At 60.6% G+C, this 26,471-nt stretch carries 25 protein-coding genes; 8 read left to right on the top strand and 17 right to left on the bottom strand.

From position 1 onward, the window contains the following. Positions 1 to 96 precede the first annotated feature (96 nt). Positions 97 to 987, top strand: a complete 891-nt coding sequence (locus FHS83_RS12215) for a LysR substrate-binding domain-containing protein (RefSeq protein WP_167083234.1) — start codon at positions 97 to 99, stop codon at positions 985 to 987. On the opposite strand, the gene FHS83_RS12210 is transcribed toward FHS83_RS12215, so the two are convergent. Together FHS83_RS12210 and FHS83_RS12205 are read right to left on the bottom strand one after the other, a co-directional pair. After that, positions 984 to 2,009 carry an alpha/beta hydrolase gene (locus tag FHS83_RS12210; protein ID WP_167083233.1) on the bottom strand — a complete coding sequence of 342 codons (1,026 nt, stop codon included), beginning with the start codon at positions 2,007 to 2,009 and terminating at the stop codon, positions 984 to 986. The genes FHS83_RS12215 and FHS83_RS12210 overlap by 4 nt on opposite strands. Positions 2,010 to 2,342: 333 nt before the next feature. After that, positions 2,343 to 2,546, bottom strand: a complete 204-nt coding sequence (locus FHS83_RS12205) for a hypothetical protein (protein ID WP_167083232.1) — start codon at positions 2,544 to 2,546, stop codon at positions 2,343 to 2,345. Between the two features lie 177 nt (positions 2,547 to 2,723). Here FHS83_RS12205 and FHS83_RS12200 point away from each other — a divergent pair, with 177 nt between their 5' ends. Further along, positions 2,724 to 4,244, top strand: a complete 1,521-nt coding sequence (locus FHS83_RS12200) for a GH3 family acyl-acid amido synthetase (RefSeq protein WP_167083231.1) — start codon at positions 2,724 to 2,726, stop codon at positions 4,242 to 4,244. On the opposite strand, the gene FHS83_RS19800 is transcribed toward FHS83_RS12200, so the two are convergent. Next, positions 4,241 to 5,635, bottom strand: a complete 1,395-nt coding sequence (locus FHS83_RS19800; RefSeq protein ID WP_167083230.1) for an ATP-binding protein — start codon at positions 5,633 to 5,635, stop codon at positions 4,241 to 4,243. The two genes, FHS83_RS12200 and FHS83_RS19800, sit on opposite strands and share 4 nt — an antisense overlap. After that, positions 5,632 to 6,390 carry a response regulator gene (locus FHS83_RS12190; protein WP_167083229.1) on the bottom strand — a complete coding sequence of 253 codons (759 nt, stop codon included), beginning with the start codon at positions 6,388 to 6,390 and terminating at the stop codon, positions 5,632 to 5,634. The genes FHS83_RS19800 and FHS83_RS12190 overlap by 4 nt, the downstream gene beginning before the upstream one ends. A gap of 340 nt (positions 6,391 to 6,730) precedes the next feature. On the opposite strand from FHS83_RS12190, the gene FHS83_RS12185 reads away from it, so the two are divergent. Next, the gene (locus tag FHS83_RS12185) at positions 6,731 to 6,910 is read left to right on the top strand and encodes a hypothetical protein (protein WP_167083228.1); all 180 of its coding nucleotides are present in this window, start codon (positions 6,731 to 6,733) and stop codon (positions 6,908 to 6,910) included. A 6-nt stretch (positions 6,911 to 6,916) separates the two neighbouring features. Here the strand turns inward: FHS83_RS12185 and FHS83_RS12180 are convergent, their stop codons facing one another. The 10 genes from FHS83_RS12180 to galT form a co-directional block, all read right to left on the bottom strand. Then, the gene (locus tag FHS83_RS12180; protein WP_167083227.1) at positions 6,917 to 7,189 is read right to left on the bottom strand and encodes a hypothetical protein; all 273 of its coding nucleotides are present in this window, start codon (positions 7,187 to 7,189) and stop codon (positions 6,917 to 6,919) included. Between the two features lie 64 nt (positions 7,190 to 7,253). After that, positions 7,254 to 8,549 (bottom strand): carbohydrate porin, encoded by a 1,296-nt coding sequence (locus tag FHS83_RS12175; RefSeq protein ID WP_167083226.1) that lies wholly within the window; start codon positions 8,547 to 8,549, stop codon positions 7,254 to 7,256. Between the two features lie 459 nt (positions 8,550 to 9,008). Continuing rightward, a complete protein-coding gene (locus tag FHS83_RS12170) occupies positions 9,009 to 9,173 on the bottom strand; it encodes a hypothetical protein (RefSeq protein ID WP_167083225.1) in 165 nt (54 codons plus the stop codon). A gap of 346 nt (positions 9,174 to 9,519) precedes the next feature. Next, positions 9,520 to 10,446 (bottom strand): Gfo/Idh/MocA family oxidoreductase, encoded by a 927-nt coding sequence (locus FHS83_RS12165; protein ID WP_167083224.1) that lies wholly within the window; start codon positions 10,444 to 10,446, stop codon positions 9,520 to 9,522. Between the two features lie 25 nt (positions 10,447 to 10,471). After that, positions 10,472 to 11,212, bottom strand: coding sequence for an FCD domain-containing protein (locus FHS83_RS19795; protein WP_167083223.1), 741 nt, complete (start codon positions 11,210 to 11,212; stop codon positions 10,472 to 10,474). Between the two features lie 34 nt (positions 11,213 to 11,246). After that, positions 11,247 to 12,119: an SMP-30/gluconolactonase/LRE family protein gene (locus FHS83_RS12155; RefSeq protein ID WP_167083222.1), complete on the bottom strand. Its 873-nt coding sequence runs from the start codon at positions 12,117 to 12,119 to the stop codon at positions 11,247 to 11,249. A gap of 349 nt (positions 12,120 to 12,468) precedes the next feature. Then, positions 12,469 to 14,976: a beta-galactosidase GalA gene (gene galA, locus FHS83_RS12150; protein WP_167083221.1), complete on the bottom strand. Its 2,508-nt coding sequence runs from the start codon at positions 14,974 to 14,976 to the stop codon at positions 12,469 to 12,471. A 9-nt stretch (positions 14,977 to 14,985) separates the two neighbouring features. Continuing rightward, positions 14,986 to 16,026 (bottom strand): UDP-glucose 4-epimerase GalE, encoded by a 1,041-nt coding sequence (gene galE, locus FHS83_RS12145; RefSeq protein WP_167083220.1) that lies wholly within the window; start codon positions 16,024 to 16,026, stop codon positions 14,986 to 14,988. Further along, complete coding sequence (gene galK, locus FHS83_RS12140) at positions 16,010 to 17,098, bottom strand: galactokinase (RefSeq protein WP_167083219.1); 1,089 nt, start codon at positions 17,096 to 17,098, stop codon at positions 16,010 to 16,012. The genes galE and galK overlap by 17 nt, the downstream gene beginning before the upstream one ends. A 2-nt stretch (positions 17,099 to 17,100) precedes the next feature. After that, positions 17,101 to 18,168: a galactose-1-phosphate uridylyltransferase gene (galT, locus tag FHS83_RS12135; protein ID WP_167083218.1), complete on the bottom strand. Its 1,068-nt coding sequence runs from the start codon at positions 18,166 to 18,168 to the stop codon at positions 17,101 to 17,103. A 217-nt stretch (positions 18,169 to 18,385) separates the two neighbouring features. Here galT and FHS83_RS12130 point away from each other — a divergent pair, with 217 nt between their 5' ends. Continuing rightward, positions 18,386 to 19,351 carry an aldo/keto reductase gene (locus tag FHS83_RS12130; RefSeq protein ID WP_167083217.1) on the top strand — a complete coding sequence of 322 codons (966 nt, stop codon included), beginning with the start codon at positions 18,386 to 18,388 and terminating at the stop codon, positions 19,349 to 19,351. A gap of 145 nt (positions 19,352 to 19,496) precedes the next feature. Then, entirely contained in the window at positions 19,497 to 21,077 is a 1,581-nt protein-coding gene (locus tag FHS83_RS12125; protein ID WP_167083216.1) for a sodium/sugar symporter, read from the top strand. 57 nt (positions 21,078 to 21,134) lie between these two features. Here FHS83_RS12125 and FHS83_RS12120 read toward each other — a convergent pair whose 3' ends face one another. The 3 genes from FHS83_RS12120 to FHS83_RS12110 are packed head-to-tail and all read right to left on the bottom strand — an operon-like array spanning position 21,135 to position 23,571. Next, positions 21,135 to 21,809: a methyltransferase domain-containing protein gene (locus tag FHS83_RS12120; protein WP_167083215.1), complete on the bottom strand. Its 675-nt coding sequence runs from the start codon at positions 21,807 to 21,809 to the stop codon at positions 21,135 to 21,137. Further along, entirely contained in the window at positions 21,806 to 22,411 is a 606-nt protein-coding gene (locus FHS83_RS12115; protein ID WP_167083214.1) for an alpha/beta fold hydrolase, read from the bottom strand. The genes FHS83_RS12120 and FHS83_RS12115 overlap by 4 nt, the downstream gene beginning before the upstream one ends. After that, complete coding sequence (locus FHS83_RS12110) at positions 22,408 to 23,571, bottom strand: aminotransferase class I/II-fold pyridoxal phosphate-dependent enzyme (RefSeq protein ID WP_167083213.1); 1,164 nt, start codon at positions 23,569 to 23,571, stop codon at positions 22,408 to 22,410. The genes FHS83_RS12115 and FHS83_RS12110 overlap by 4 nt, the downstream gene beginning before the upstream one ends. Positions 23,572 to 23,891: 320 nt before the next feature. On the opposite strand from FHS83_RS12110, the gene FHS83_RS12105 reads away from it, so the two are divergent. From FHS83_RS12105 to FHS83_RS12095, 3 genes are read left to right on the top strand one after another with little or no spacing between them, the layout of a single operon-like run. Beyond that, the gene (locus FHS83_RS12105) at positions 23,892 to 24,191 is read left to right on the top strand and encodes an STAS domain-containing protein (protein WP_167083212.1); all 300 of its coding nucleotides are present in this window, start codon (positions 23,892 to 23,894) and stop codon (positions 24,189 to 24,191) included. Then, positions 24,188 to 24,553 carry a response regulator gene (locus FHS83_RS12100; protein WP_167083211.1) on the top strand — a complete coding sequence of 122 codons (366 nt, stop codon included), beginning with the start codon at positions 24,188 to 24,190 and terminating at the stop codon, positions 24,551 to 24,553. The genes FHS83_RS12105 and FHS83_RS12100 overlap by 4 nt, the downstream gene beginning before the upstream one ends. Next, a complete protein-coding gene (locus tag FHS83_RS12095) occupies positions 24,550 to 26,469 on the top strand; it encodes a chemotaxis protein CheA (protein ID WP_167083210.1) in 1,920 nt (639 codons plus the stop codon). The genes FHS83_RS12100 and FHS83_RS12095 overlap by 4 nt, the downstream gene beginning before the upstream one ends. Positions 26,470 to 26,471: the final 2 nt, after the last annotated feature.

Raw genomic sequence — 26,471 nt, 5'->3', positions numbered from 1 at the left:
CGTGCGAATTGCTCGCAAGTGCAAATGTAGGCGTTTTTTTCTGGCCGTCCAGTCGATAGTTGCAATCGCCACGATAGACGGTAACTATCGTTCCCCATGAACCTGCAAGACCTTCGCTATCTCGTGGCTTTGGCCGATTGCGGCCATTTCGGCCGGGCGGCCGATTCCTGCCACATCACCCAGCCCACCCTCTCGGCTCAGCTGAAAAAACTTGAGGCATATCTGGGGGTTATCCTGTTTGAGCGGACCAGCCGCAGCCTGACGGTGACCAGCCAAGGCGCGCCGATCCTGGCCAAGGCCCGCGAGGTGGTGGCCGCCGCCGACGCGCTGCTGGAACTGGCCCGGCGCGAAGGGGGCGTGATGAGCGGGCCGTTGCAGCTCGGCGTCATCCCCACCTTGGGGCCCTATTTGCTGCCGACCCTGCTGCCGCTGATCGCCGAGCGCTTTCCGAAAGCCCGGCTGGTGCTGCAGGAGGACTTGACCGGCAATCTTTTGGCCGCGCTGAAGGCGCATCGGTTGGATGGCGCGCTGCTGGCGCTGCCCTTGGCCGATGACGATCTGGCGTGTGAGGCGCTGTTCGACGAGCCCTTCTATTTTGCCTGCGCCAAGAGCCATGGTCTGGCCAAGACCAAGACCATCGATCCCGCCGAGCTTGCGGACGAAAAACTGCTGCTTCTGGCGGATGGGCATTGCCTGCGTGAACAGACATTGGCCGTATGCGGACAAATTGGCGCCCGCAGCGATGCGGCCGATTTCCGCGCCACGAGTCTGGAGACCATCCGCCAGATGGTGGCCGCCGGGCTGGGCGCCACGCTGCTGCCAGCTCTGGCCTTGAGTAAAGACGGGCTCTGCATTCGCCCGCTGAAAGGCCCGCCCTATCGCCGCATCGGCCTTGTCTGGAGGAAAAGCTTTCCCAGACAAGACGACATGCAGCTTCTGGCCAAGACGATCAAAGCCCATCTGCCGGAAGGGGTGCGAGGGGTTTAGGCGCTCGCGACTTGCCCCGCTCTCGTTTCCGCAAAGCGCGGAGTTACGCGGTCGGCTTTTTTGAGGGCGGCGGCGATGCGGGTGACGGCATCCAACGCGGCGGGGACGGCGCCGGCCATGGTGATGAAGCCATGGATCATGCCGGGATAGAAAATCGGCTCTACCGTTACGCCCGCATCGATCAGGCGGGAGGCGTAAAGCAGCGCCTCATCACGCAAAGGATCGAATCCGGCATAGATAAGGATCGCAGGCGCAAGGCCGCTGAAATCGCCAGCAAACAAAGGCGAGAGACGCCAGTCCGTCGGATCGGGGTGGCTGCCCTGGTATTGCGCGCGATACCAGCCATAAAGCTCGCGGGTGAGAAGATAACCTTCCGCCAATTCCTCATGCGAGGGCTGGCTGGCGGTGAAATCGAGGCAGGGATAGATCAAAAGCTGCGCCTCGGGCACGCTGTCGATCAGCCCGTCCCGCGCCGCGATAGCAGCCACCGCCGCGAGATTGCCGCCCGCGCTATCGCCGCCAATCGCGATGCGCCCCGCATCGATACCAAGCCAGGCAGCGTGTTCGGACACGAAATCGATGGCGGCAAATGCATCTTCCAGCGCCGCAGGGAATGGGTGTTCGGGCGCCAAGCGGTAATCGACAAACACGATCACGCGTCCCGTCGCATTGGCGAGCGCGCGGATGAACGGGCCATAGGTGTCAAACCCGCCCAGCACCCAGCCCCCGCCATGAAAATAGACCAGCCCCGGCAACAGCCCGGGCGCGGCGTTTTTGGGATGCACCACGATCAGCGGCGGACCATCGGGCGAAGCAATGCGCTGGATGCGCCCCACCTCTTCGGCCTCGCCCGTGAGCGGCGCGCGCAAGGCGCTGTAACGGCGGCGGATTTCATCGGGGTCATCGGTGGGCGACAAGGCCTGCGCCGAGAGCCGCGCAATGACGGCCACCGCACTGACATCGAGGCTGGTGCGGGATTGATCAATGGCCGGCAAAAACCGCGAGGGACCAAAAGCAGGCATGGGGATTTCCCGTGCTTATTTCCTGTTTAGTCTATCTGTTTTATAGAGAATGTACAGGGGGGTAGCTCTGAGATTTCGAGCTAACTGGATCGCCCTTCGAGGCGCGGCACCAATCGCCACGCCACATCGTCCACGACACAGAAGCCGGGCATTTATTGGAAAAATCTCTTCATGCTGAGGCGCGAGCCGCCCCTTCGAGGCTCGCGATGCTCGCACCTCAGGATTAGGCGGCGAACCTCGACTTGTCCCGCCGAAACTTCAGCGAAGGCGGAAGCACGGCGCAGCGGCCATCTGGATAGACGGGTCGAGCCCGGCCATGACGATTTAGGATAATCACTCCTTCGGCTTCGTGGGCTTTGAACCGAAGGTTTCGCTGTGAATGACGGTACCGTCCTTAACTATGTCATAGCCGTGGCCAACGCCGCTTCTGTGAATGCGGCGCGCAAGCGCAATGGCGGCTTCGTCATCCGCGGCCTCCAGCGTGCTCTTTGAATAGATTTTGCCGCCGTGATCCTTGAACACGACCTCGTAAATCATCCCCGCCCCTTCCCAACTTAAAATGATTCCAGCGACTGGTATAAACAATCACAACCTTATCGCGAGCCTCAATACACTTATCACGCAACCAGGCCTTAACAGCGAACCTGCAATTCAGTTCAAACCTCAGGTGTATTTGATTCACGTCTGCAGAGCTTGCGCGTTAGGATGATTGAGATGCTCGACCTCAGCTTCGCCTTGCGCCGATATGGCCGCCTCCGCCGCGCAGAACTCGCCCACGAAGACCCGGTGCTGTCGCAGCGCCGGCAACTCAACATACTTCTTCGGCGCGCCGAACGCACCGCCTTTGGCGCGGCGCATGATTTCGTCCGTCTGCGAACAGTCGAGGACTATCAGCGTGCCGTGCCCCTGCGGCGCTACGATCACTTCTGGACCGAATATTGGGGTACGCGCTATCCGGTGCTCGACAATGTGAGCTGGCCCGGCCTCATCCCCTTCTTCGCCAATTCTTCAGGCACATCGAGCGGGGTGACAAAGCATATTCCTGTGACATCGGCGATGGTCCGCTCCAACCGGCGGGCCGCGATCGATCTTCTGGTGCATCACATTGCCAACCGGCCCGACAGCCGCATCCTGGGGGGGAAGAATTTCTTTCTCGGCGGCAGCGCGGAGCTGACCGCGGTGGGGCCAGATGTTCTGGAGGGCGATCTTTCCGGCATTGCCGCCGCCCAAGTGCCGCTTTGGGCCAAAGGCTTTTATTTTCCGAACGGGGCAGACGCCAAAATCGCCGATTGGGAAGAGAAAAGCCGCGTGCTGGCCAAAGCGGCTCTCGGTGAAGACATCCGCTCCTTTTCCGGCACGCCGAGCTGGGCGCTGCTATTCCTAGATGAAATGAAACGCCAGGCACCAGAGCGTTCTCAGAGGCTGGCGGAATATTGGCCAAATCTCGAAATGCTGGTGCATGGCGGGGTGTCTTTCGCCCCTTATCGCGACCGCTTCGCCGAGCTTTTGGAGGGCAGCCGGGCCGAAACCCGTGAGGTCTATCCAGCGAGCGAAGGCTTCATCGCGCTGCAGGACAAGGGCCCTGGCGAGGGTCTGCGCATGCTTACCGATAACGGCATTTTCTTCGAATTCGTGCCGGTGGAGGAATTGGACGCGCCCGAGCCGACCCGCCATTGGCTGGGCAACGCCGAGACGGGCGTGAATTACGCCCTGGTGCTGACCACCAATGCGGGGCTGTGGTCCTATATCCTGGGCGATACCGTGCGGCTGATCGAGACCCATCCGCCCCGGCTTTTGGTGACCGGGCGCACCACTTATGGCCTCTCGGCTTTCGGCGAGCATCTGATTGGCGAGGAAATCGATGCGGCGGTGGCGGAAGCTGCGCGCGCATGCGGCCTGTTGATCAGCGATTTCATGGTCGGGCCGGTCTTCGCGCCGCGCGGGCCGGGACATCATCTCTGGCTGATCGAGGCCGTGAGCCCGCCGCAGCCAGATACTGCGCAGAATTTTGCCAACGCGTTGGATGCCGACCTGACAAGGCGCAATGTCGATTACGGCGAGCATCGCGCGGGCGGTTTTGGCATGGACGCGCCCGAGGTGGTGTTTGTGCGCCAAGGCGGCTTTGCCGATTGGATGAAAGCGCGCGGCAAATTCGGCGGCCAAAACAAGGTACCGCGTGTCATCGCCGATGCGGAAAAATTCCAGGACGCTGTGAAGGCGCTGACCGCCGATTAGCCGCCGGCGCCCTTCTTCCAAACTACGCAAGCGCGCAAGCCGCCGCTGGCGCGATTTTCCAGGATCAGGCTGGCACCTTGGCTGCGCGCGATGGCGTCCGCGATGGAAAGGCCAAGCCCTGACCCGCCGGTGAGGCGGCTGCGCGAATCCTCCAGCCGCGAGAAGGGCTGCAAGACATCGCTCAAGCGATCAGGCGGAATACCGGGGCCATCATCCTCCACCACAAGCGTGATCGCGCCCGCACTAACGCCCACCGAAACCTCGGCCTTGCCCGCATATTTCACCGCATTGTCGATGAGATTGCGGATAAGGCGGCGCATGAGCCCAGCCTGCATCATGACGGGCGCGCGCGGCGAGTCGATGAACGCGACCGTTTTGCCGATGGCGGCGAACTCTTCCACCACCGCATCGGCGAGCGCGGAAAGATCGACATGCTGGCGCGTCTCGGTGGAATAGCCAAGCCGGGCAAAGGCTAAAATCTCCTCCACCATGGAGGTCATCTCATCGACGGTTTCGATGATCTTCTCGCGCTCGCTATCCTGCTCGATATTTTCCGCCCGGATGCGCAAGGATGCGAGCGGCGTACGCAGATCATGGCCAATGGCCGTCAGCATACGATCTTTCTCCGTCAAAAGCTCTCGCACCCGAAGCGCCATGCTGTTGAAGGAGGTGATCGCGACCTTGACCTCGCGCGGGCCCTCCACCGCCAAAGGCTCGAAGGCTTCCTGCGGGCGCAGACTCTCGGCAGCGCGGGCCAGCCGCCTAAGGGGACGCGAAATCCGCGCCGCCGAAAAGAGCGTGGCGACAAGAAGCACGACAAACAGCGCGGCTTGCGAAAGAAACAGCGGGTTCAGCAATAGCGGAAAGGCCCGCATCACCCGAAACCGCGCCACCAGCCATTGCCCGTCGGAAAGCTGGGCGGCCAAACGAATAACATCGCGCGGAGGATGGCCGCCAAAGAAACCATGCGTATGGTCGGGCGGCTGCGCGCGCTCCATCATTCCTGGATCAAAACCGCGATGGGCCATCAGCGCGCCGGGCTTCAGGCCGCGCTTCTCCATAGCCTCGGCAAGGGCGTTATCTAGCTCCGGCTTGGCGGGAAACGCCGCGAAAGATGGCGCCGGTTCGAGCTCAAAGCTTTCGCCCGCATGGCTGAGCGCGTTCACGATCTCCTGACGGCGTTCAAAAGGTGCGGCGGAGACCTCGGCAGCCACCTCGGCGAAACGCGCCATGGCGGGCTCATCCACATAGGCGCGCTGCCATTCAAAGACGATATTGCGCACCAGGAGGAAGCTGAAAACCTGCGCCAAAAGCAGCGCCGCGATGATCAGAAGCGCGGTCTGCCCGAATGTGGTCCAGGAGGAGACCTCGGCTTGCGCCCGCTTGATCACACGATCCTGACCTCGGCCACGAAGCTGTAGCCGCCACCCCACACGGTTTTGATATAGGTCGGATTCTTGGAATCCGGCTCGATCTTCTTGCGTACCCGGCTGATCAGATTATCGATGCTGCGGTCGAAGGCCGCCGCCTCGCGCCCTTGGGTGAGATCCAGAAGCTGATCGCGCGACAGCACGATATGGGGACGTTCGAGGAAGGCGAGCAGAAGATTGAACTCGCCGGTGGAGAGCGGCACCACCACCCCATCCTCGCCCGTCAACTGGCGCGCGCCAGTCATCAGCTTCCAATTGCCGAACTGCATGATCTTCTGCGCCGGCAGACGGCGCGAACGCGGCATGGATTGCGCCCGGCGGATCACTGCTTTGGTGCGGGCGAGAAGCTCGCGCGGGGCAAAAGGTTTGACGACATAATCGTCGGCGCCCATTTCGAGACCCACGATGCGGTCAGTCTCTTCGGATTTCGCCGAGAGCAGAATGGTGGGGATGTCGAGCTTCTCGCGGATGGAGCGGCAGAGCGACAGCCCATCCTCGCCCGGCATCATGATGTCGAGAATGACGAGATCGAATTTATAGCGGCTGAGCATGTGGCGCGCTTCGAGCGCGTGGCTCGCCATGGTAACGCGAAAGCCGTTGCGCTGGAGGTAATGGCCCAAGGGATCGCGCACGCTGCGCTCATCCTCGACGAGCAGAATATGATGGCCCTCTTCCGGTTTGGGCGCGGCTTCGGAAGCGTCTATCTGCTGTGTCATCTCGGAAACCCTATTCGGCTCACAAGCGGCGGCCCCCCGCAGCAATTTCATAAACCGGAAAACTTCCGGAAAACATGAAGATTTTGTCGGGGGATAGCCAAATGTAACAAGTGATACCAAGTCCTGTCCGCATATGGGGAGCGGCTTCGGGCAGCGGCAAAAACCTCCCGCTAGGCCGATTCTGGCCGGGCAATTCTTGCAGGTACCAGCCCGCAAAGCGCGAAAAACGGGGCGTTTTCGGGCCCAAATTCGCCCTTCGGCGGAGGGAGGGAGTTGGCATGAAGTCTGCTGCTTAGGGAGGGAAAGGCGGGCGCCCCGCCATTCCAAGGAGCACTCCCGCATGTCGAGCGTCGCCGCGCCAAGAGATCCCGCCCCGGTCCCCGCAGGCATTCAGCACAAGCCGAGCTTGTCGGCCGCGCTGATCGCCCCGCTGAAGCGGTTGCAGGATATGAACGGGCGGACAGTATCGCCGTCGGATGCCGCCAATCCCTACACCGCCCTCGTCGCCCTGATGGACTAGGCGCGCTCAGCGCAGAAAATGCGCGAGCGCCACCAAAGCGATCGGCCCAGCAAACACAACCAGTATCGGCCAGCCGAAGGCGCCGCGCGCGCCCGCGGGTTCTTCCCCACGGCTCGCACCAGTCATGCGCGGCGAGGCCTCTCGTTCCTGTGCCAGGATTCCCGGCGCGATCGACGTTCCCGCCGCCTCTTCATCGGTGTGCAGCGGCGGGATCGATAGTCCACCATCTCGCCCGTTATTCCTGAATCGATATCGTGGCGGAGGCGGTCGCCCGTTCATAGGCCATGGGATGTCCTTTTAAGGCCTGCCCATGGCCAACGGATCAAACGGCTTGCTGTTGCAGCTAGCCCTGCACATGCAGGCGCAGGGAGAAGACATTCAAGGGACCACGGTCGCGATTGTAGGCGGGATTGACCACCAATTGATAATCCGCCGTTAGCGTGGCCCAGCCAGTAAGGTGCGCAGCATAATAGAATTCGGCGAGGTTCTCGCTGCCCGCATGATCAAGCCTGCCATCGCCAATCAGTATGCCCATGCCGCCCGCCGCGAGGTAGCGCCGCGCTGCATCGGAAATATCATGCACGGCAATCGCCAACCCCACCGTGTCCTCGGGGCGCTGCCAGGAATTGCCTTTCAGCGACAGGCCCAAGGCCAGGGCGCGGTTGATCTCGGTGAACTCATAGGCCTCCTTCGAACCGTCATTCCAGGAGAGCCGCGTGAAGAGGCCCAGATCATCGCTCAATTCCTGCGATGCATTGATGGCAAAGCCTGGACGCGAGGCGTAGCGGCGCACCCGTGCCATATTGAGCCCGTTCGCAAGCGCATCGTTATAAGAGCCCATGCGGCCGCGATTGACAAAACCGAGCAGCTTCACCTTGCCCGCATGTCCCCAGAGCGTATGACGATGCTCCGCCTCGCCTACCAGCTCGAACTGCGAAAAATCGCGTTCCAACTGCGTGGTATTGGGCACACGCGACAAATTGAAAAGACCGGCGCGCCAGGTCCAGCGTCCATAGGTGAGTTCCGCCGTGCCGCCATAGGTGTAGCCCCAGGCATCGGCCGCGTAATCGAAGGCGCCGCTATCGATCACCGCCCAATTGAGAAAATCAGTATGCTGATCATGGGCGTAATCATTGGCATCGAAGATATCGCCGACCGAGATCTTGCCAAAGGTCAGAACGAGATTGTCGGCGCTGCGCGTGGTGGCAATCTGATTGGCGCCATCTTCGATGGTTTGCACCTCGCCGCCGAGATCAAAACTCTGGCGCAGGAAAAGCCGCTGCAGCCGCCCATACGGCACAGATTTACCGACCTTATAGGCTTCGCCCGAGACATAGCCCGCAACGCCCACCGTATTGGAGAGGCCAAAGCCCTGATCGATTTCGGGGTTAATATAAAGCTCGGCACCCCGCCATAGCCTTAGCCCCGCGAAAAGCGTGGCATCGAAGGTTTCATTGCCGCGCGCCGCCGGGTCCATGCTGTTGGCGCCGCGATAAGGTGAATGAAAAGCAGGATGGAATTGCTCGACAAACGTCGACTGAACGTGGATCGAATACTCCTGCGCAGCGGCGGAACCGGAGAACGCAAGCAGCAGCGAAAGGGCCGCAATGCGGCCTTTGAAAACAGAAATGATCGGCACAGGTGCCTCCCCAAGACGGATGCACCCATGCAGCAGGACGATGACGGGCGCGAGACAGAGCGCACCCAAAAGCTCAATTGGCCGGTCCCGGCAACCAGCCTTTTGGCGGATTGGGAACTCTTAATGTCAGATGCGCTTTCGGACAGAAAACCCGAAACTACTTTTCCTGAAAGCGTTTAGTGCACGAAAAGCGACATCGACATCGACCCAATCAAGATCGCGATCATCAGCAGCAAGGGCCATCCGAAGAAATTCCCGGAGCCCTTGATTCTCGGGGGCTTACGGGAAGGAAACCGCTCTATGTGCGCCATGAGCATTCCTCCAAACCACGCCACCGAAAGCCAACGTGCAGACTGCATGTATGTTCCGTGGGGGACGGCGGGTCTAAGGCGCACAACACGAAGAAGACCCACAAAGCGCCGCGCCCAGCTTGGCGAGAACGCTTTGCAGGCCGGCGCGTCAGCCTAGCGCCTTCCAGCGCAGGGTTGGACGACCGTGATCACCGTGCTCCCAGATGCCGGCGAGCTTTTTGCCGGAGCGGAGACGGGGCTCGCCCTCTGCCGGACGCGAGGCGGCATGGACGGGTGAAACAAAGAGTTTTTTGCGGATCAGTACGGAGAACATACCAACCTCCCTTTCACTTGAGCTATCGGCCCAAGCCCGGGAGGCGGTTCGCGCTAGGGCACAGACGTGCCTTTGGCGCTCGCCAGACATCCCGAGCTATACAGCACCGCATCAGCAAAGGCTGAAGAGCCTTGCGACGACGCGGCACCGCTTTTAGGTCGCGGATTCATACGAAGTTTCCTTTGGAAGAAACGGGACCATTCCCGCCGCTCCATGTGCTGCTCTTCTGTGCGAGAAGAAAGCAGTGTTGGCCATATAAACCGCATCACGAACAAATCAACCCTCGCGGATGCGGGGCGATGCGTTATTGGCGCATTTTCACGAAAAGGCGTGAAGCCAAACCCGCCTATTCGCGGAAGGCTTCGACCGTGCTGCGGCTGGCATCGCGGAAAATGTCGAGCACCAATTCCAGCGGGCGCTTGTCGGTATCGGAACGGCCTTCTTTGATCAGTGTCGCGAAACGCTGATAGAGCGCGGCATATTCCTGGCGCTGGGAGGAGACCTCGCCCCAGGCGGCCTCGCCTTGCGCGGCGGAGAAGCGGGCAAGATCAAAGGGGCCTGCATCGGTTTCGATATGCACCGTGCGGGTCTGGATGCCGCGATGACGGAAATCGAACTCGACATCGATGACCGCGCCCGAGGGCAGCGCGAAAGCCACCGCCACGGCGATTGGGCTCGCCATATTGGAAGGCACAAGAAAATGCGCCGCCTCGACCGTCATCGGCTCGGGCAAAATTTCTGTGAGAATGGAGATTGCGTTGATGCCGGCATCGAGCACGCCAAAGCCGCCCTCGCTCCAAATCCAATCCTGGCCCGGATGCCAGTGACGGACATCTTCTTTCCATACCACCTTGCCGCCTTTGATTTGGCGGGTGGAGAGATATTCCGTTGCGGCCGCGATGGCGGGCGTCTCACGTGCGTGCCACGTCTGAAACAGGGTGACCCCGTTTTGCGCCGCAAGCGCGGTCAATTCCTCGAACTCCGCGAGGGTGGGCGTCGGCGGCTTTTCCAGGAGCACATGCTTGCCCCTTAAGAGCGCGGCCTTGGCCGGTGCATAATGGGCCTGCGGCGGGGTGCAGATGCTCACGGCGCCAATCTCGGGTACCGCGTCCAGCATCTCCTCGATGCGGGCGAAAACCGGCATATCCTCACGGTTGTGGTGCGTGCTGGTGGCCGCAACCAGCTCGAACGCGTCATTGGCTTTGAGCGCCGGAACGTGCTCGTCCCGCGCGATCTTGCCCAACCCAACTATACCGACGCGAACAGGCTGCACACACGACTCCGTGCCTTGGATGGCGCTATCTCGGCCCGCGACTCTTTCGCGGTTCTAAAGCCGTATCCGTATCCGCTTTGTTGATCAAATCCAGTGCTTCCTGGATGAGATAGCGGGTGGCTTCGCGGGCTGCCTCAGCATCGCCCGCGAGAATGGCATCTGCAATACGCCTATGGTCGGCCACAGAGGCCCGGCGCACCCCCTTGTAACGGTTCTGCATGCGAATGGAAAACCGGAGCGCGGTTTCCGTGACGCCACTCAACTGGGCAAAGAAGCGATTGCCGCTGGCCCGAAGCACGGCGATATGAAAGGCGATGTCGGAGGCTAGAAGATCGTCTTCCTCCTCGTCGGCATAGGCCATCTGTTCGATTGCGGCGCGAATGGCGCGTTTGGCGTCTTGGGTCGCCACCTCTGCCGCCAAGGCGGCAGCCGCAGGTTCAACCGCGAGGCGCACCTGTGCAAATTCGCGCAGCACGGAAAACGGAATCTTGCGCTCCAAAAGCCAGCGCAGCACATCCGGATCGAGCAGGTTCCAATGTTCTTCCGGCTGCACCCAGGTGCCCTGGCGCGGGCGCGCCGAGAGCAGTCCCTTGGCGGTCAGCATCTTCACTGCCTCGCGCAAGACCGAGCGGCTCGCATCATATTGCTTGCAGAGATCGGCTTCTATCGGGAAAGGGTTCTTGACCGAGTAAGCGCCCGAGACAATGGCGACGCCAAGCGCCTCCACAATGCGGTAAGTGAGATTTTGGCCATCGGTCCGCGCCACGCAACGAGCCCCTAGAAGTGATGCGGTAGTCCGCCTATGCGAAGTTCGGCCAAGCTTCTGCGTTACAACGGCTTTCGGCGAGACCCTTTACCCCAACATTGTACACGAGAACATCGCCCGCGCCAGTTTCGCAGGGACCAAGCCCAAGGCTCGCACTAGTCACAAAGAGAAGATCGAGGTCAGGCCCGCCAAATGTCACACAGGTGGGCTGGCGCACCGGGACTTCCAAAACCCGATCAACGCGGCCTTCGGGCGTGTAGCGGATGACGGCGGAGGCGCCCCAGACCGCGATCCACAAGCAGCCATCCTCATCCACGCAGGCCCCATCCGGCTCGCCGCCATGTTGGGCCTCGGCGAAAAAGCTGCGTTTGCCAAGCGTGCCGCTCTCAGCATCGACCGCATATTGCCAGATCATCCCACGGCGGGAATCTGCGAAATACATGCGGTCGCCTTCAGGGCTGAACGCCAGACCATTGGAGATCGCAATGCCATCGGCGTGGCGGCGCAAGCCCGCCTCGCCCATCGAATAGAGCATCGCCACCGATTTTCCGTTCGGATCCATCACCATGGAGCCGCTCCAGAACCGCCCCTGGCGATCCACCCGCCCGTCATTCATACGCAGGCCAGGAGAGAGGCCTTCGGGCACGAGAAGCGGACCGCGCAGGCCGGTTTCGGGATCGAACAGCGCAAAGCCATCATCAAAGGCGGCGACAAACTCGCGCTGCCCGGCGATCAAGCCGAAACTGGCGAGGCGCGCGGGCGTGGGAATCTGGCGCAGGCGGCCGCTGGACCACTCCAAATGGTAGAGCACCCGGCTGTCGATATCGGTCCACCACAGGGCGCGGCCATCCCACAACACGCATTCTCCCAGCGTGTTGGCGACCCTGACGCGGTCTTGTGGCTGCATGCACCCGAGCGACAGCACCGTTCTTCCCCGTTATCCGCTTCAAATGGCGAACTTGCGCTGGTTCTAGAGCATTTTCGAGTGGGTTGGAAACGGTAGAAAATGGTGGCACCTGGAGGATTTAGGCCTTTGCCGCGATGGCAACGCTTACCCCTAGCGCACCAATCTTCCCGAACGTGGCAGCAAGGCTACATCCTAAGACTAGAAATCGCGGCCAAGACTTAATTACAGATGTATAGTGCGAACCTTCGATTTCAAAGGCAATGCGCTGGAAGCGCCTCGATTACGCCAAGGCCGCCTATAAATAACCAGCGGCGCCGAAGACCGTTTCAGCCTCCGGCGCCAGCTTTGATTACAGCGACGGGCGCGGCGGCACCGGCTGAACATTCAGCGACAGAGAGGCGGATTGAAGACCCGGCGACGACGCTTCGATCCGCAATGCGCCCGCAGCAACCCCTGCCTGCACCACCGCCGCGCAGAGCCCGTTGAAAGCCGCGCGGCTGTCGGCCTTATCGGCTTCATGGCTACGCGGATCACCATTGCCGACACCGATCACAGCTCCGGCGCCCTCTACCTTGAAACGCACCAGATTATTGGCATCGGGCACCAAACGCCCCTGGGCATCGAGGATTTCCACCGCCACCATGGCGGCATCGGCGCGATCGCCCTTCAGCGCCTGCCGGTCACAAGAGAGCCGGATCTGGGCGGGGGCGCCCGCCGTTTCACGCACCGCCGTTAAGACGAGCTGGCCATTCTTATAGCCGCGCGCTTCCAGCTTGCCGGGCGCAAAGACCACATCCCATTCGACATGCTTTAAGGGCTCGACCTTGCGCTGGCCGAGGCTGGTGCCATTCAAGAACAGCTCGACCATATCGAGATTGGAGTGGCACCAGACATTGACCTTCTGCCCTACCGTCCAATTCCAATGCGGGAAGAGATGCAGCACAGCTTCGCTGCCCCACCAGGCCTTGTAGTAATAGGTATTGTCCTTGGCAAAGCCGCAGGTGTCGAGAATGCCAAATTGCGACGACACATTCGGCCAGCGGTTAAAGGGTGTGGGCTCGCCGCGATAATCAAAGCCGGTCCAGACAAAGCCGCCGGAGATATAGCTGTGCGTCATCGCCGCGCGCATCCAGGTCTCGGCAGATGAGGCCCAGGAGGGAAACTCCGTGTCGTAGGCCACGCAATAGCCGCTCTTGGGATCGCGGACATAAACGCCACGGGTCGACACCGTCGAAGCCGTCTCCGAGCCGATCAGCGGCTTTTGCGGCATGCGCTGATGAAACTCGGGCAGATTTTCGATGTGGTAATTGGCGCCCATGACATCCAGCGCCGCGCAAATGCCTTTGCCCCAGGAGGCAACGCCATTCATCGCCGCCGTGATGGGGCGCGTCGGATCGAGCGCGTTGCAAACCTCTTTCATCGTGAAGGCGATGCGGGCGCCGCGCTCGGTGGTCTGCTGCGGCTCTTCATTGCCGATAGACCACATGATGATCGAAGGGTGATTGCGATCGCGCCGGATCATGGCAGCGAGATCGGCGAGGCTTTCCTCATCCGACGACATGCGCCGGGTTTCGGCCATCACCAGCATGCCGAGACGATCACAGGCATCAAGCAGCTCCGGTGTCGCCGGATTATGCGAGGAGCGATAGGCGTTGGAGCCGAATTCCTTCAGCTTCTGAATGCGCCAATCGAGCAAGGAATCCGGGATGGCCGAGCCGACGCCGGCATGATCCTGGTGATTGCAGGTGCCTTTGATCTTGACCGGCTTGCCATTGAGAAAGAAGCCCTTCTCGGCATCGAAGCGGATGGAGCGGACGCCAAAGCTGGTGATCTGATCATCGATCACCTTGCCCTTCATCTCAATCTCGGTGCGCAGGTGATACAGAGCCGGGTCTTCGGGCGACCATAGCTTCGGCTGAGGCATGGAAACAAATTGCGAGACCGTGCGCTTCTCGCCCGCATGCAGGGTGAGTTCCGGCGATTTAAGCGTGGTCACGACGCGCCCATCCGGACCGGTGATCGTCGAAACAATGCGCGCCTTAGTCGCTGGACCATCATTGACGAGATCGGTCGCAAGCGTCACCGCCGCGCTATTTCCCGAAAGGCTGGATTTGGCCCAAACGCCCCAAGGGGCAATGTGCAAAGGCGCCAGCTTATGCAGCCAGACATGGCGGTAGATGCCCGCCCCTTCATAGAACCAGCCTTCGCCGAGGCTGGCATCGACGCGCAGCACCAGCACGTTCTTGCCGCCGTAATTGGCGAAATCCGTCACGTCGAGGGTGAAGGAGCGATAGCCGCTGGCATTGCTGCCCACGACATAGCCGTTGAGGATCACGGTCGCAGCGCGGAAAACACCGTCGAATTGCAGCACCAAGCGCTTGCCAAGATCGGATTTGGGCAGCTCGAAGGATTTGCGATACCAACCGATGCTGGTTTCAGGAAACTGGCGGCCCACAGGCTTAAAGCCGTGATAGGCGCGCACATCCTCGGCAGGTTCGGGCGGCGGATTGGCGCTCGGCACGAAGGGCAGTTCCACCACCCAGTCATGCGGCAGGTTCAGCGCTTTCCAATCCGCCAGTTTGAGATCGGGATCCGCAGCGGAGGTGACACCACTTCCGGCCTTGGCAAAGGTATCGAGATCGGCGCCAAAGCCGAAATCCTTCGCGGGATCGGCGGCATGACCGAAATGGAAATGCCAGTCGAAATCGAGCAGCAATGTCTCGCGGACTTTGGCATCCGGCCGGGACGCAGCGGCGGGCGGCTTCGTTTCGGCTGCCTCCCCACTCTTGCTGACCATAGGGGCCGCGACCGCGGCGGTCGCCCCCGCTTTGATGGCGTCCCGCCGAGTCAATCCCATAAAGCCCCCTTAGCTAACCTTCTGCCTGATCGTGTTGATATAGGTTTCCGTCTGATGCCAGGTGGCGGCAGAAGACAGCATCTCTTCGAGGCCGCGATGCGGCGCCCAGCCAAGCACGGAGCGAGCCTTGGTGGAATCGGCCACCAGCGTGGCGGGATCACCTGCGCGGCGCGGCGCCGTACCCGGCTGATAATCGGGACGGCTGAGAACCTTGCGCGCGGCGGCGACGATTTCGTTCACCGAATAGCCTTCGCCGCTGCCGAGATTGAAGATCTCCGTCTTGCCGCCAGCGAGAAGATATTTCAGCGCCAAGACATGCGCATCGGCGAGGTCCATCACATGGATGTAGTCGCGCACCGCCGTGCCATCGCGGGTGGGATAATCGGTGCCGAAGACCTTGAACCCGGATTTGAGGCCAAGCCCGGTCTGGATTTCGGCGGGCATATCCAAGAGCGGCAGCAAGAGACGCGGCAGAAGATGGGTCTCGGGCACATGGGTTTCGCCAAGCCCAGCTTCCGGCGCACCGCCCGCCACGTTGAAATAGCGCAAGGTCGCCGAGCGCACGCCCGCGATCTCACGCAGCGCCATCTCGGCTTCAAGCTTGGACTGACCGTAGGGATTGATCGGCTTCCACGGAGAATCCTCGGTGATCGGCACGATTTCCGGCTCGCCATAGACCGCGGCGGTGGAGGAAAACACGACCTTGCCAACGCCTTTGGATGCCATGGTCTTGAAGAACACGACCGCCTTGTCACGGTTGTTCTCGAAATACATGTCGGGCTTTTGGACCGACTCGCCCACCTCGATGAAGGCTGCGAAATGCAGCGCGGCGGCGGGTTTAAACTCATCGCAGACTGCCGCAATGAAGGCGGCATCGCCAATATCGCCCTGGCGGAAATGGCTGGCCTTCTCCGCCGCGAAACGATTGCCCTTGACGAGGCTGTCTACCACCACGGTGGTAAAACCAGCCTCGTTCAATGCGTGCGTAACGTGACTTCCGATATATCCGGCGCCGCCGGAAATCAGGATCGTGTCAGGCTGCGTGCTCATTTTTTCCCTTCGAAAGCGCCGAGGTGGTGATCAGGCCGGCATTCGGGTTCTGTTTTGACACAAATTCCCACCAGGCATCCACCTTCTCGTTCGGCACCAGAGCGATAATCGCACCGCCGAAACCACCACCACAAAGGCGTGCCGCGCGAACACCAAATTCCCAGGAGGATTCCACCAGGGCATCAATCGCCGGTATGGAAACTTCGAAATCATCGCGCTGGGAGATATGGCTCTGGGCCAGAAGCTCAGCCTGACGCGCGTGATCGCCCTTTTCGATGGCTTCTACCATTTCCAGCACGCGGCGATTTTCGGTGATGGCATGACGGGCGCGCTGGGCCACGATGGGGCGTAAAGCCTCCAGCCGCGGCAGGTCTTTGTAATCAAGCTCCGCCAGAACTTTCACACCAAGCTTCTCGCAAGCTTCCTCGCATTGGTGGAAGCGGTCGATGCGCTCCTTATGGCCGTCCCCCTTGGCAAGGTCGTGACGATGGCCGCATTCGACCAGCATCAGAGTGACGCCTTCCGGCATCGCCACGTTACGGAACTCGAGCGTGCGGGTATCGAGCAGCAGCGCCTGCCCCTCGCGGCCCACCGACGACGCAAACTGGTCCATCTTCCCGCAAGGCACGCCGACATAATCATGCTCGGCTTCATAAGCGATGAGCGCGATCTCGACGTCATCCCAGCTTGCACCCGTCAATGCCTTGACGGCGCGGGCCACAGCCACGCAAAGCGCGGCCGAGGAAGAAATCCCGCAGCCAATCGGCACATCCGAGGTGACGGAAATCTTCAGACCCGGCACCTTCACCTTGGTGGAGCAGACGCGCAGCACACCCAAGATGTAATCGGTCCAGTGGCCGCCACGGGCAGCTTCTTCGAGCCCGCGTTCTTCCACCTTGCCCGGAAATTTCTCGCTGACAAAGGTGAAACGGTCCGTGCCATTCGGCTCGATCGTGACGGTGGTGTGAAACGGCAGCGGTGTCGGCAGCACATGCCCGCCATTGGGGGCGTAGTCGGTATGCTCGCCGATCAGATTGGCGCGCGCAGGTGCGCTGGCGGTGAAACTCGTCATGACTAAACCTCAACTTCTCGCAGATGCTGCGCTGCCGTCTCGGGCAGGATATCGACCAGGAAGGAACCGGCGCCAACTTCGACACCCGCCACGAATTTCATCTTGGTGGGCGAGCGCAAAAGCGGCTGGAACTGGATATGGAAGGGGAAAACGTCTTCAAAACCCTTCGGCGCTGCATAGACCAGCATCACATAGGGACAGGTGCGGCCGAAGAAAGCATCGTAGGTATTGGCGGCGCGCGCCAGAAGCTCGGCCACATCGCGCACTTCGGCATCGCTGAGCTTATCCGGCGACGGGCAGCGGCGCTTGGGCACCACCCAAAGCTCATAGGGAAAGCGCGTGAAGGGCGGCACCAGCATCGCGGCATGTTCCGCGTCGGCGACGACATAGTCTTTCTTCCCCGTGAGGGCGCAAAGATCGAAGCCTTCCTTGAAGGATTGCGCCATCGCGTTGATCACCGGCGGCAGATAGGAGAAGGCATAAATCTGGCCATGGGGATGATGCAGGGTCACGCCCGCTTCTTCACCGCGGTTCTCAAACGGCAGCACCGCCTGCATCTCAGGAATATCGAGCAGCGACCGGATGCGATCACCCCAGGCGCGCACCAACAACTCGCGCCGCGCGAGAGGCAGCGAGGCCATCGAGGCCTTGTGATCAGAGGAATAGATGATCACCTCGCAATTGCCGACCGCACTCGCCACCGGCAAATCTTCGAGGCCGGTAATCGGTGCAGGCTGCGGCGCGTCCTTCTGCAGCGAGGAAAAGCGGTTATCGAACACCGCGATGGAAAAATCCTTCAGCGGAACTTCGCCATTGGCGACGCCCGGACAGAAGGGGCAGAAATCCGCTGGCGGCTTATAAGTGCGGCTCTGGCGATGGGCGGAATAAACGACCCATTCGCGGCGCAACGCGTGCCAGCGGCGATGCGAAAAAGAGCGATCCGTCGAGCCTTCCAGCCAAGGCCATTCGGGCGCGCCTTCGAAGTCACCGTAAAGATAGAAGCTGCGACCATCCGGCATGCGGAATGTGGTGGGCTTAACCGGCGTTTTCTGAGAATCCTGACCTGACATACCTGCTGGCCTGTTTGTTATCAGCGCTAAGCTGCGCGTATTTCTGACCGCGTCAACACGTCAGAGTGCGTTTCGGCACAGTTTACAACCGCACTGACCAACACCCTTCCGGATACGAGATTTATCATATAATTATTTCGCACAAGTCAAGCGATGCCCCCGCGCCTTTCGGCCACGGAGCGTGCTACTCACAAAGGTTTCAACGAGAGTTTTCGCCATGAAGTTTCGGTTGCTTGGAAAATCCGGCCTGAAGGTCAGCGACATCGGCCACGGCCTTTGGGGGATGGGGGCGTGGAGCGGTTCGGATGACGCCGACAGCAAGCAAGCGCTGCGCTGGTCTATCGAAGGCGGCTGCAATTTCTTTGATAGTGCATTCGTCTATGGCGACGGCAAAAGCGATCACTTGATCGGCGAAGTTGCTGGCGAATTCCCCGGTAAAAACCTGATCCTCGCCTCCAAGATTCCGCCCGCCGATTTCTCCTGGCCGAGCAAGCCGGAAAACCCGCTGCACAAGATTTTCCCTCGCGCACATGTGATTGAATATGCCGAGAAGATCAAAACCGCCTTCGGCCGCCCCATCGACCTGTTGCAGTTCCATGTCTGGGAAGATGTCTGGGCCAAGGAAGCCGAATGGAAGGAAACGGTCGCCGAGTTGAAAGAGACCGGCCTCATCCGCGCCTTCGGCCTGAGTCTCAACCGCTGGCAGCCCTGGAATGGCCTTGCCGCGATCGAGACTGGGCTCATCGATAGTGTGCAGGTCATCTACAACATTTTCGACCAGGCGCCCGAAGACGAGCTTTTCCCCGCCTGCCGCAAGCATAATGTCGGTGTGATCGCACGCGTGCCGCTGGACGAAGGCAGCCTTGGTGGCAAGCTGACGCAGGATACGCGCTTCCCCGATACCGATTGGCGCGCCCGCTATTTCAACGCCGAAAACCTCGCCAAGACTCTGCCCCGCATCGATGCATTGAAGGCGCTGCTGCCGGAAGGAATGAGTCTTCCTGAACTCGCGCTGCGGTTCATTTTGAGCGAGCCCGCCGTCTCCACCCTGATCGCGGGCATGCGCAAGAAGGAACATGTGGAGGCGAATTTGTCCTATTCGGACAAGGGAGCGTTACCACCCGCACTTATTGATGCGCTGCGTGCGCATCGCTGGGATCGCGCACAAAAACCGGTTGTGTGACACGCTGACCTGAGGCTCTGTTTCGTGGCAGATTGCTTGCGCCGCTCAAAAGGCGGCGCTAGTCTTTTATCATATAATTGTGCGTACCCGAGGCGGACGCAGAGCAGCGACAGAATGAGGCCATGAGGCCCAGGGGGAGATTCGTATGACCCACCACGGATTACAGACGACGGATATCGTCGTCGTCTGTCTCTATTTCCTTTTCATTTTCGTGCTGGCCCAATTGGTCAGCCGCGAAAAGAAAGGCCACCAGAAAGACTCTAAGGACTACTTCCTGGCCAGCCGTGCGTTGCCCTGGTGGGCTATCGGCACATCGCTGATCGCCGCCAACATCTCAGCCGAACAGATCATCGGCATGTCGGGCTCGGGTTATGCCATCGGCCTCGCCATCGCGTCCTATGAATGGATGGCGGCGCTGACGCTTTTGATCGTCGGCGTCTTCTTCCTGCCGGTGTTCCTGAAGAACGAAATCTACACCATGCCGGAGTTCCTGAAGCGCCGGTATGGCAAGAACATCCAGTTCGTGATGGCGATCTTCTGGCTTGCCCTCTACGTCTTTGTGAACCTGACCTCGATCCTGTGGCTGGGCGCGACCGCCTTCTCCACCGTGACCGGGCTGACGCAAGATCAATCCATCCTCATCCTCGCCGCATTTACCGGCGCCTATGCGTTGTACGGCGGGCTTAAAGCCATCGCCATGACGGATGTGGTGCAGGTTTCGATGCTGGTTCTGGGCGGCATGGTGATCGTGTTCATCTCGCTCACCCATGTTTCGGGCGATGTCAGCCTGATGGGCGCGGTGGCCGGTTTCCAGCAGCTTCTGGTCAAGGTGCCGAACGACCACTTCCACATGATCCTGAAGCCGGACAATCCCTACTTTAAGGATCTGCCGGGCCTTTCGGTGATCTTCGGCGGCATGTGGGTGGCGAACCTCTCCTATTGGGGCTTCAACCAGTACATCATCCAGCGCGGCCTGGCGGCCAAGTCCATCCACGAAGCCCAGAAGGGTATCGTGCTGGCGGCTTTCTTGAAGCTGCTCATTCCGCTTCTGGTCGTGGTGCCGGGTATTGCCGCCCTCATCATCGCCCCGGGCATCAAGAACGACCAAGCCTATCCGACGCTGATGACCCTGCTGCCCCCGGGCCTGCTCGGCATCGTCTTTGCGGCCCTGATCGCGGCGATCATCGCCTCCTTGGGCTCCAAGGTGAACTCGATCGCGACCATCTTCACCATGGACGTGTTCAAGACCTTCAACAAAGACGCCAGCGAAAAGAAGCTGGTGGTCACCGGCCGCATCACCGCCATCACCGCCCTTGTCATTGCGGTCTTGGTGGCCAAGCCCTTGCTTGGCGGCTTTGATCAGGCCTTCCAGTTCATTCAGGAGTTCTCGGGCTTCTTCACCCCGGGCATCTGCGTGATCTTCCTCTTGGGCCTGTTCTGGAAGCGGGCGACGGAAGCGGGCGCGATTGCAGCGGGCGTCGGTTCGGTGGCGCTCTCGGTCTATTATAAGTTCTTCCAGGCCGACGTGCCCTTCATGAACCGCATGGGCTACATCTTCCTGATGTGCACGGCCCTCGCCGTGATCTTCTCGCTGCTGCAGAAGCCAAAGCCCGAAAACGTGACGGTGGATGTGCAGAACGTCGATTACTCCACCACCACCTCGTTCAAGATCGCGGCTGGCGCCATCGTCGCCATCCTGATCGCGCTCTACGCCACCTGGTGGTAAGGGTTTCTGTTTTCTGAAAACGCATACGGGCTCGCAGCAATGCGGGCCCGTTTTGCTTTAGAGATAGGCAATCAGGAATGTCGCCGCGAAGGGCTTGGGCGCGGCGCGCAAAAGCGCCCGCATCTGGCGCGGCGTAAGGGCGGGCCTTGCAGGATCGGCGCTGGCAGCGCCAGTGTGCTTCATCGCCAGAAGAAATTCACGTGCGGACGGATAAACGAGCGTGTGGCGGCGGATTTCCGCATTGGGCACCGCTTGCGGAAATTTCCATAAACGGTCTTCAAGGCCTTGCGACTGACACAGCGCGCGCCATTCGCCCAAACTGCCCTCCACCGGGAAAGCAATGCGCAATGCCCCGCCTGGCGCGACAAGGCTTTGCCAATGGGTGAGCGCTTCTGCCGGCAGCCAATGCAGCACCATAGAGGAGAGTACGAGATCGAATTTTTCCGAGAACGGAAGGCGCGCGGCATCGGCTTCGATAAAGCGCACGCCAGGAAGTTTTGCGCGGGCCGTAGCGAGCATCGCGGGCGCGGCATCTACCGCTGTAATGGCACCATCGGGCCAGTGCTTGCGCGCCAAAGCGGTGAGAAGCCCGGTACCGCAGCCAATATCCAAAATACTGCGGGGCTGAAGATGAGCCGCACGGGCGATAAGTTCCTCCGTCACGATCCGCTGAATATCAGCGGCGGCGTCATAGCCCTGCGCGGCGTGATCGAAGGCGGAAACAATACTCATGCCAGAAATGCCCGTATCGCCGCCGCGCACCATTTGGGATCGCTCAGCGGCAGAAGATGCCCGCCGGTTTCATGCAAGCGCGCGGGCGCGTCAAGCATCTCGGCAAGATGGGTAGTGGCGCGCGCAGGTAAAAGCGGATCCTTCGCACCGGACAGCACCAAAGAGGGCACGCCGGGCTTTTCGCCCAGCCGCCAATCCTGCAGCCACGCCAAGCCTTCTGCGAGACGCTCCGCTTGGAATTCTCGCGGCACTTGCGGGCCGTTCAGCGAAGCATAAAAATTGGCTAGCGTTTTCTGCGGATCGCGTTTCAAGCTCGTACGCATCGCGCGCAAGGAAGCTGATGCCACGCCCATCTCTCCTGAAAACTCCGCGAATGCATTGATCGCGATCATACGGCTCCAGCCCTGATACTGCGTGGCGCCCCATAGAAACCCGAGCGAATGGCCGATCAGAACATCGTCGGGCGAAAATGTGGGAAGAGAGAATTCGCGCCCAAGAAAGCCAAGTTCCACGCGCGCGGCATCAAATTCCGGCAAGGCGCCCGCGAGGTCATCCCAAAAGCTGGCATCGAAGCCCCAGCCATGGACAAACACCAGCCTCATTGAAGGCCCGCCATGACCGAAAGGAACGCGTCAATATCTTCGGTTTGGTGCGCGGCGCTGAGGGAAAGGCGCAGGCGGGCGGTTCCTTGCGGCACCGTCGGCGGACGGATCGCGGCGGCGAGAAAACCTTGCTCTTCCAGTGCCGCAACCATCGCCATCGCCCGCGCTTCATCGCCGATAATCACCGGCACGATCTGAGTGGCGGAAGCTCCGCAGTCAAAACCCAGCGCCACCAGCCCTTCGCGCAAGCGCTGCGACAGTGTTTCTAAATGCGCGCGCTCGGCCTCAAGTGTCGGCACAAGATCGATGGCGGCAGCAATGGACCCTAAAACTTGCGGCGGCAAAGCGGTGGAATAGACAAGCCCGCCGCAGCGCTGCACCAGGAAGTCGCGCGCCGCTTTCGAGCAGGCAATGTACGAGCCGAAACTGCCCAGCGCCTTGCCGAAGGTGCCCATGACGATATCCACCAGGTCAGGACAATCGGCGGCGAGACCAAAACCGTTTTTGCCGAAAAGCCCGGTGGCATGGGCTTCATCGATATAGAGCATCGCGCCAAAGCGCTTGGCGAGCGCGCCCAAGGCGGCAAGATCGGCAACATCGCCATCCATGCCGAAGACGCTTTCGCTGACGATGATGACGGCATTTTCGCTTTCGCGCGCCAAGAGCGTTTCAAGATGAGCGAGATCGTTATGGTGGAAGCGCGCCAGCCGCGCCCCCGACAAGAGCGCGCCCTGCAATAGCGAGTTATGGATCAGGCGGTCGGCCAGGATCGTCACCTTCCTGCCAAGCACATCCTTATCGGCAAGTGCTGCAAGCACGGTAAGATTGGTCTGATAGCCAGCCGCCAGAATGAGCGCCGCCTCTTTGCCCTTACCCGCCGCGAGCTTCTCTTCGATCTCGGAAAAGCAGGAAAGATTGCCGGTCACAAGACGCGAAGCGGCCGAGCCCGTGCCGAATGCTTCGGCATAGCGCTTGGCAGCCGCGATCAAGGCCGGATGGTGCGAGAGACCGAGATAATCATTACCCGCGAAATTGATCAGCACCCGCCCATCGCGGCGAAGTTTTCCTTGCCCCAGGGGTTCGCTCTCTTTGAGGACGCGCAGCAGCATCTTTTCCTGCCGTGCCGCCGCGTAGTTCAGATAGGCCGCCTCGAAATCCATCCCGCTCCGCCGCGTATCCGTAAACTTGCGGTGACCGCATGCCACAGGGGGCGCAGCCAAGGCAAGGCCGCGCGGGAGATTGCGGCGGAACGGGCAGACCTCCGCCAGCTTCATCAGTATACGTACTTCATCGGAGCCAGACGCCTAAAAGGCGATTTTGCGCCTCATTCTGCCATAAGCACTAACACGGATGTGGCGTGATGCTTACAACCTTTAGCGTCAATCTATGGTGGAGCTTTACCTCCAATTAAATCACACCCCCCATAAATCCCCGCCTCGACAACCTCTTAGCGCAGTATCGCGTAGGGAGAAGTACCTAGATGGCCGCCACAGACGCGCCAGTTTGCACGCTGGAATTGCGGGGGGAATTAACCATTCGCACCGCTACCGACACCCATCACCTGCTCCAAACTGCACTGCAGAAGCGTACGGATATCGCGATCGATATGGCGCATACGGATGATATAGACCTGACGCTGATCCAGCTTCTTGTCTCTGCCGCGAAAACCGCGCGCCAATCAGGTTCTGCAATCACGCTGCCAGATCCCCTGCCAGAACAGGTCAGCGCTCTTCTTACGCGCGGCGGATTTTCGCGCGACGACATCGAGGCCGTCCGATGAGCGCGATCCTGATTGTCGATGACTCCGCCTCCATCCGCCAGACCGTGAAGATCTCGCTCTCCGGCCTTGGCCATGTGGTAACCGAAGCCAAAGACGGCTCTGAGGGGCTTTCCAAGGCGAAGACCGCGCGTTTCGACCTCGTCATTACCGATCTCAACATGCCGGTGATGGATGGTCTGTCCATGATCAAGGCGATGCGCACCCTTCCGACCTATGCCGGTGTGCCGATCGTCTTCCTTACCACCGAATCCGATGCCGGGATCAAATCACAGGCCAAGTCGGCGGGCGCGACGGGTTGGATCACCAAGCCCTTCGATGCCGAACAGCTTTGCCGCATCGCGACTAAGGTTCTTGCCAAATGAGCCAATCAGATCCCGCCGATGTCTTCCGCGTCGAGGCGCAAGAGCTCCTTGACCAAATCGAACAGAGCCTGCTCGATCTTGAAAATCGCCCCGGCGATGCCGACCTTGTAGCTCAAGTCTTCCGCGCCATGCATACGCTGAAAGGCTCGGGCGCGATGTTCGGCTTTGAAGCGCTGGCTGCCTTTGCCCATACCTGCGAATCCGCTTTCGATCGCGTGCGCAAAGGCGAAGTGCGCGCCACGCCGGAACTCGTTTCGGCGGTGCTCGGCACGCTCGATCACTTGCGCGCACTGGTTCAAGGCGAAGAAGACGGCACCGGCACGGCACTCCTGGCGGCCGTAGACGCGGCCATGACGGGCGCCGGTGGAGTTGGCTGCGCCAAATCCTCCTCCGAAGCCCGCTGGACCATCCGCTTCAGGCTTTCGCGCGATTCGCTGGTGAATGGCACACGCCCCCTGCCCCTGCTGGATGAATTGCGTGAGCTGGGCATCTGTGAAGTCACGGCCTTGACGGATGAGATTCCGCCCCTCGACAGCGTGAACCCAACCGAATGCTATCTCGGCTGGGAGATCAATCTTCTCACCAGCCAGCCGAAATCAGCCATCGAGGAGGTTTTCCTTTTCGTCAGCGACGAGGCCGCGCTCACCATCGAGCCCCATAGCGAGAAAATCGAAAACGAGAAGACGGAAAAAGCAACTACGGCCACGCCCGCGGAAAAAGCAACGGAAACCAAGAGCGGGCCTTCGGGCGCCATTCGCGTGCCCGCCGAGCGGCTCGATGAGCTGATGAACCGGGTCGGAGAGCTTGTCATCGCGCAATCGCGGCTGAAACAGATTTCCGCCACCCTTTCCGATGCCAATCTGCATTCGGTGGCCGAGGAAATCGAGCGCCTCGCCTCGGAACTGCGCGACTCCATGATGAGCGTGCGCATGGTGCCGATCTCGCAGCTTTTCGGGCGCTTCCGCCGCCTAGTGCATGACCTGGCGCGCGAAACCGGCAAGACCATCGATTTCGAAACCTCTGGCGAGACCACTGAACTCGACAAAACAGTAATCGAGCGTCTCGCCGATCCCCTGATCCATCTTATCCGCAATGCCGCCGATCATGGGCTGGAAACGCCAGAGGTACGACGCGCTTCCGGCAAAAACGAAACGGGACGCGTGATGCTGTCGGCACGGCAGGCAGGCGCAGAGGTAATCATCTCGGTCAGCGATGACGGGCGCGGTATCGATCTTTCTCGCGTGCGTGCCAAAGCTGAAAAGAACGGGCTGATCACGGCTGGCGCCACACTCAGCGACAGCGAGACCTTGCAGCTCATTTTCCAGCCGGGATTTTCCACAACCGAACAGGTCACCAACCTTTCGGGACGCGGCGTCGGCATGGATGTGGTCAAACGCACCATCGAAGGCTTGCGCGGCACGGTCGATATTTCCAGTAAGCCCGGTCAAGGCTCCGAGGTGGACCTGCGCATTCCCCTGACGCTCGCCATCATCGATGGGCTTTTGGTGCGGGTCGGTCAGGGCCGTTTCGTGATCCCGCTCTCTTCCGTGGAAGAATGCGTCGAGCTCACCACCGAGCAGGATTTACGCTCAAAGGGCCGTTCATTCCTCACCTTGCGCGATCAGCTTGTCCCCTTCATCCGCCTGCGCGAGCTATTCGCTTCGCGCTCCGGCCCCGATCAATATCAGAAGATCGTGGTGGTCTCGACCGGCACTGATCGCGTCGGGCTGGTGGTCGATCAAATCCTTGGCGACCACCAAACGGTGATCAAGCCGCTCTCGCGCTTTCACGCCGGTATCGAGACGTTCTCGGGCGCGACCATCCTGGGCGATGGCGGCGTCGCGCTGATCCTCGACATTCCCCATCTCGTCGCCGCCGGACAGCAAGAGGAGGAGCGGCTTCGCGCCGCGATCTGAAC

The organism is Rhizomicrobium palustre (assembly GCF_011761565.1).
GTDB lineage: Bacteria > Pseudomonadota > Alphaproteobacteria > Micropepsales > Micropepsaceae > Rhizomicrobium > Rhizomicrobium palustre.
This window is presented reverse-complemented; position numbering and strand designations above follow the sequence as displayed.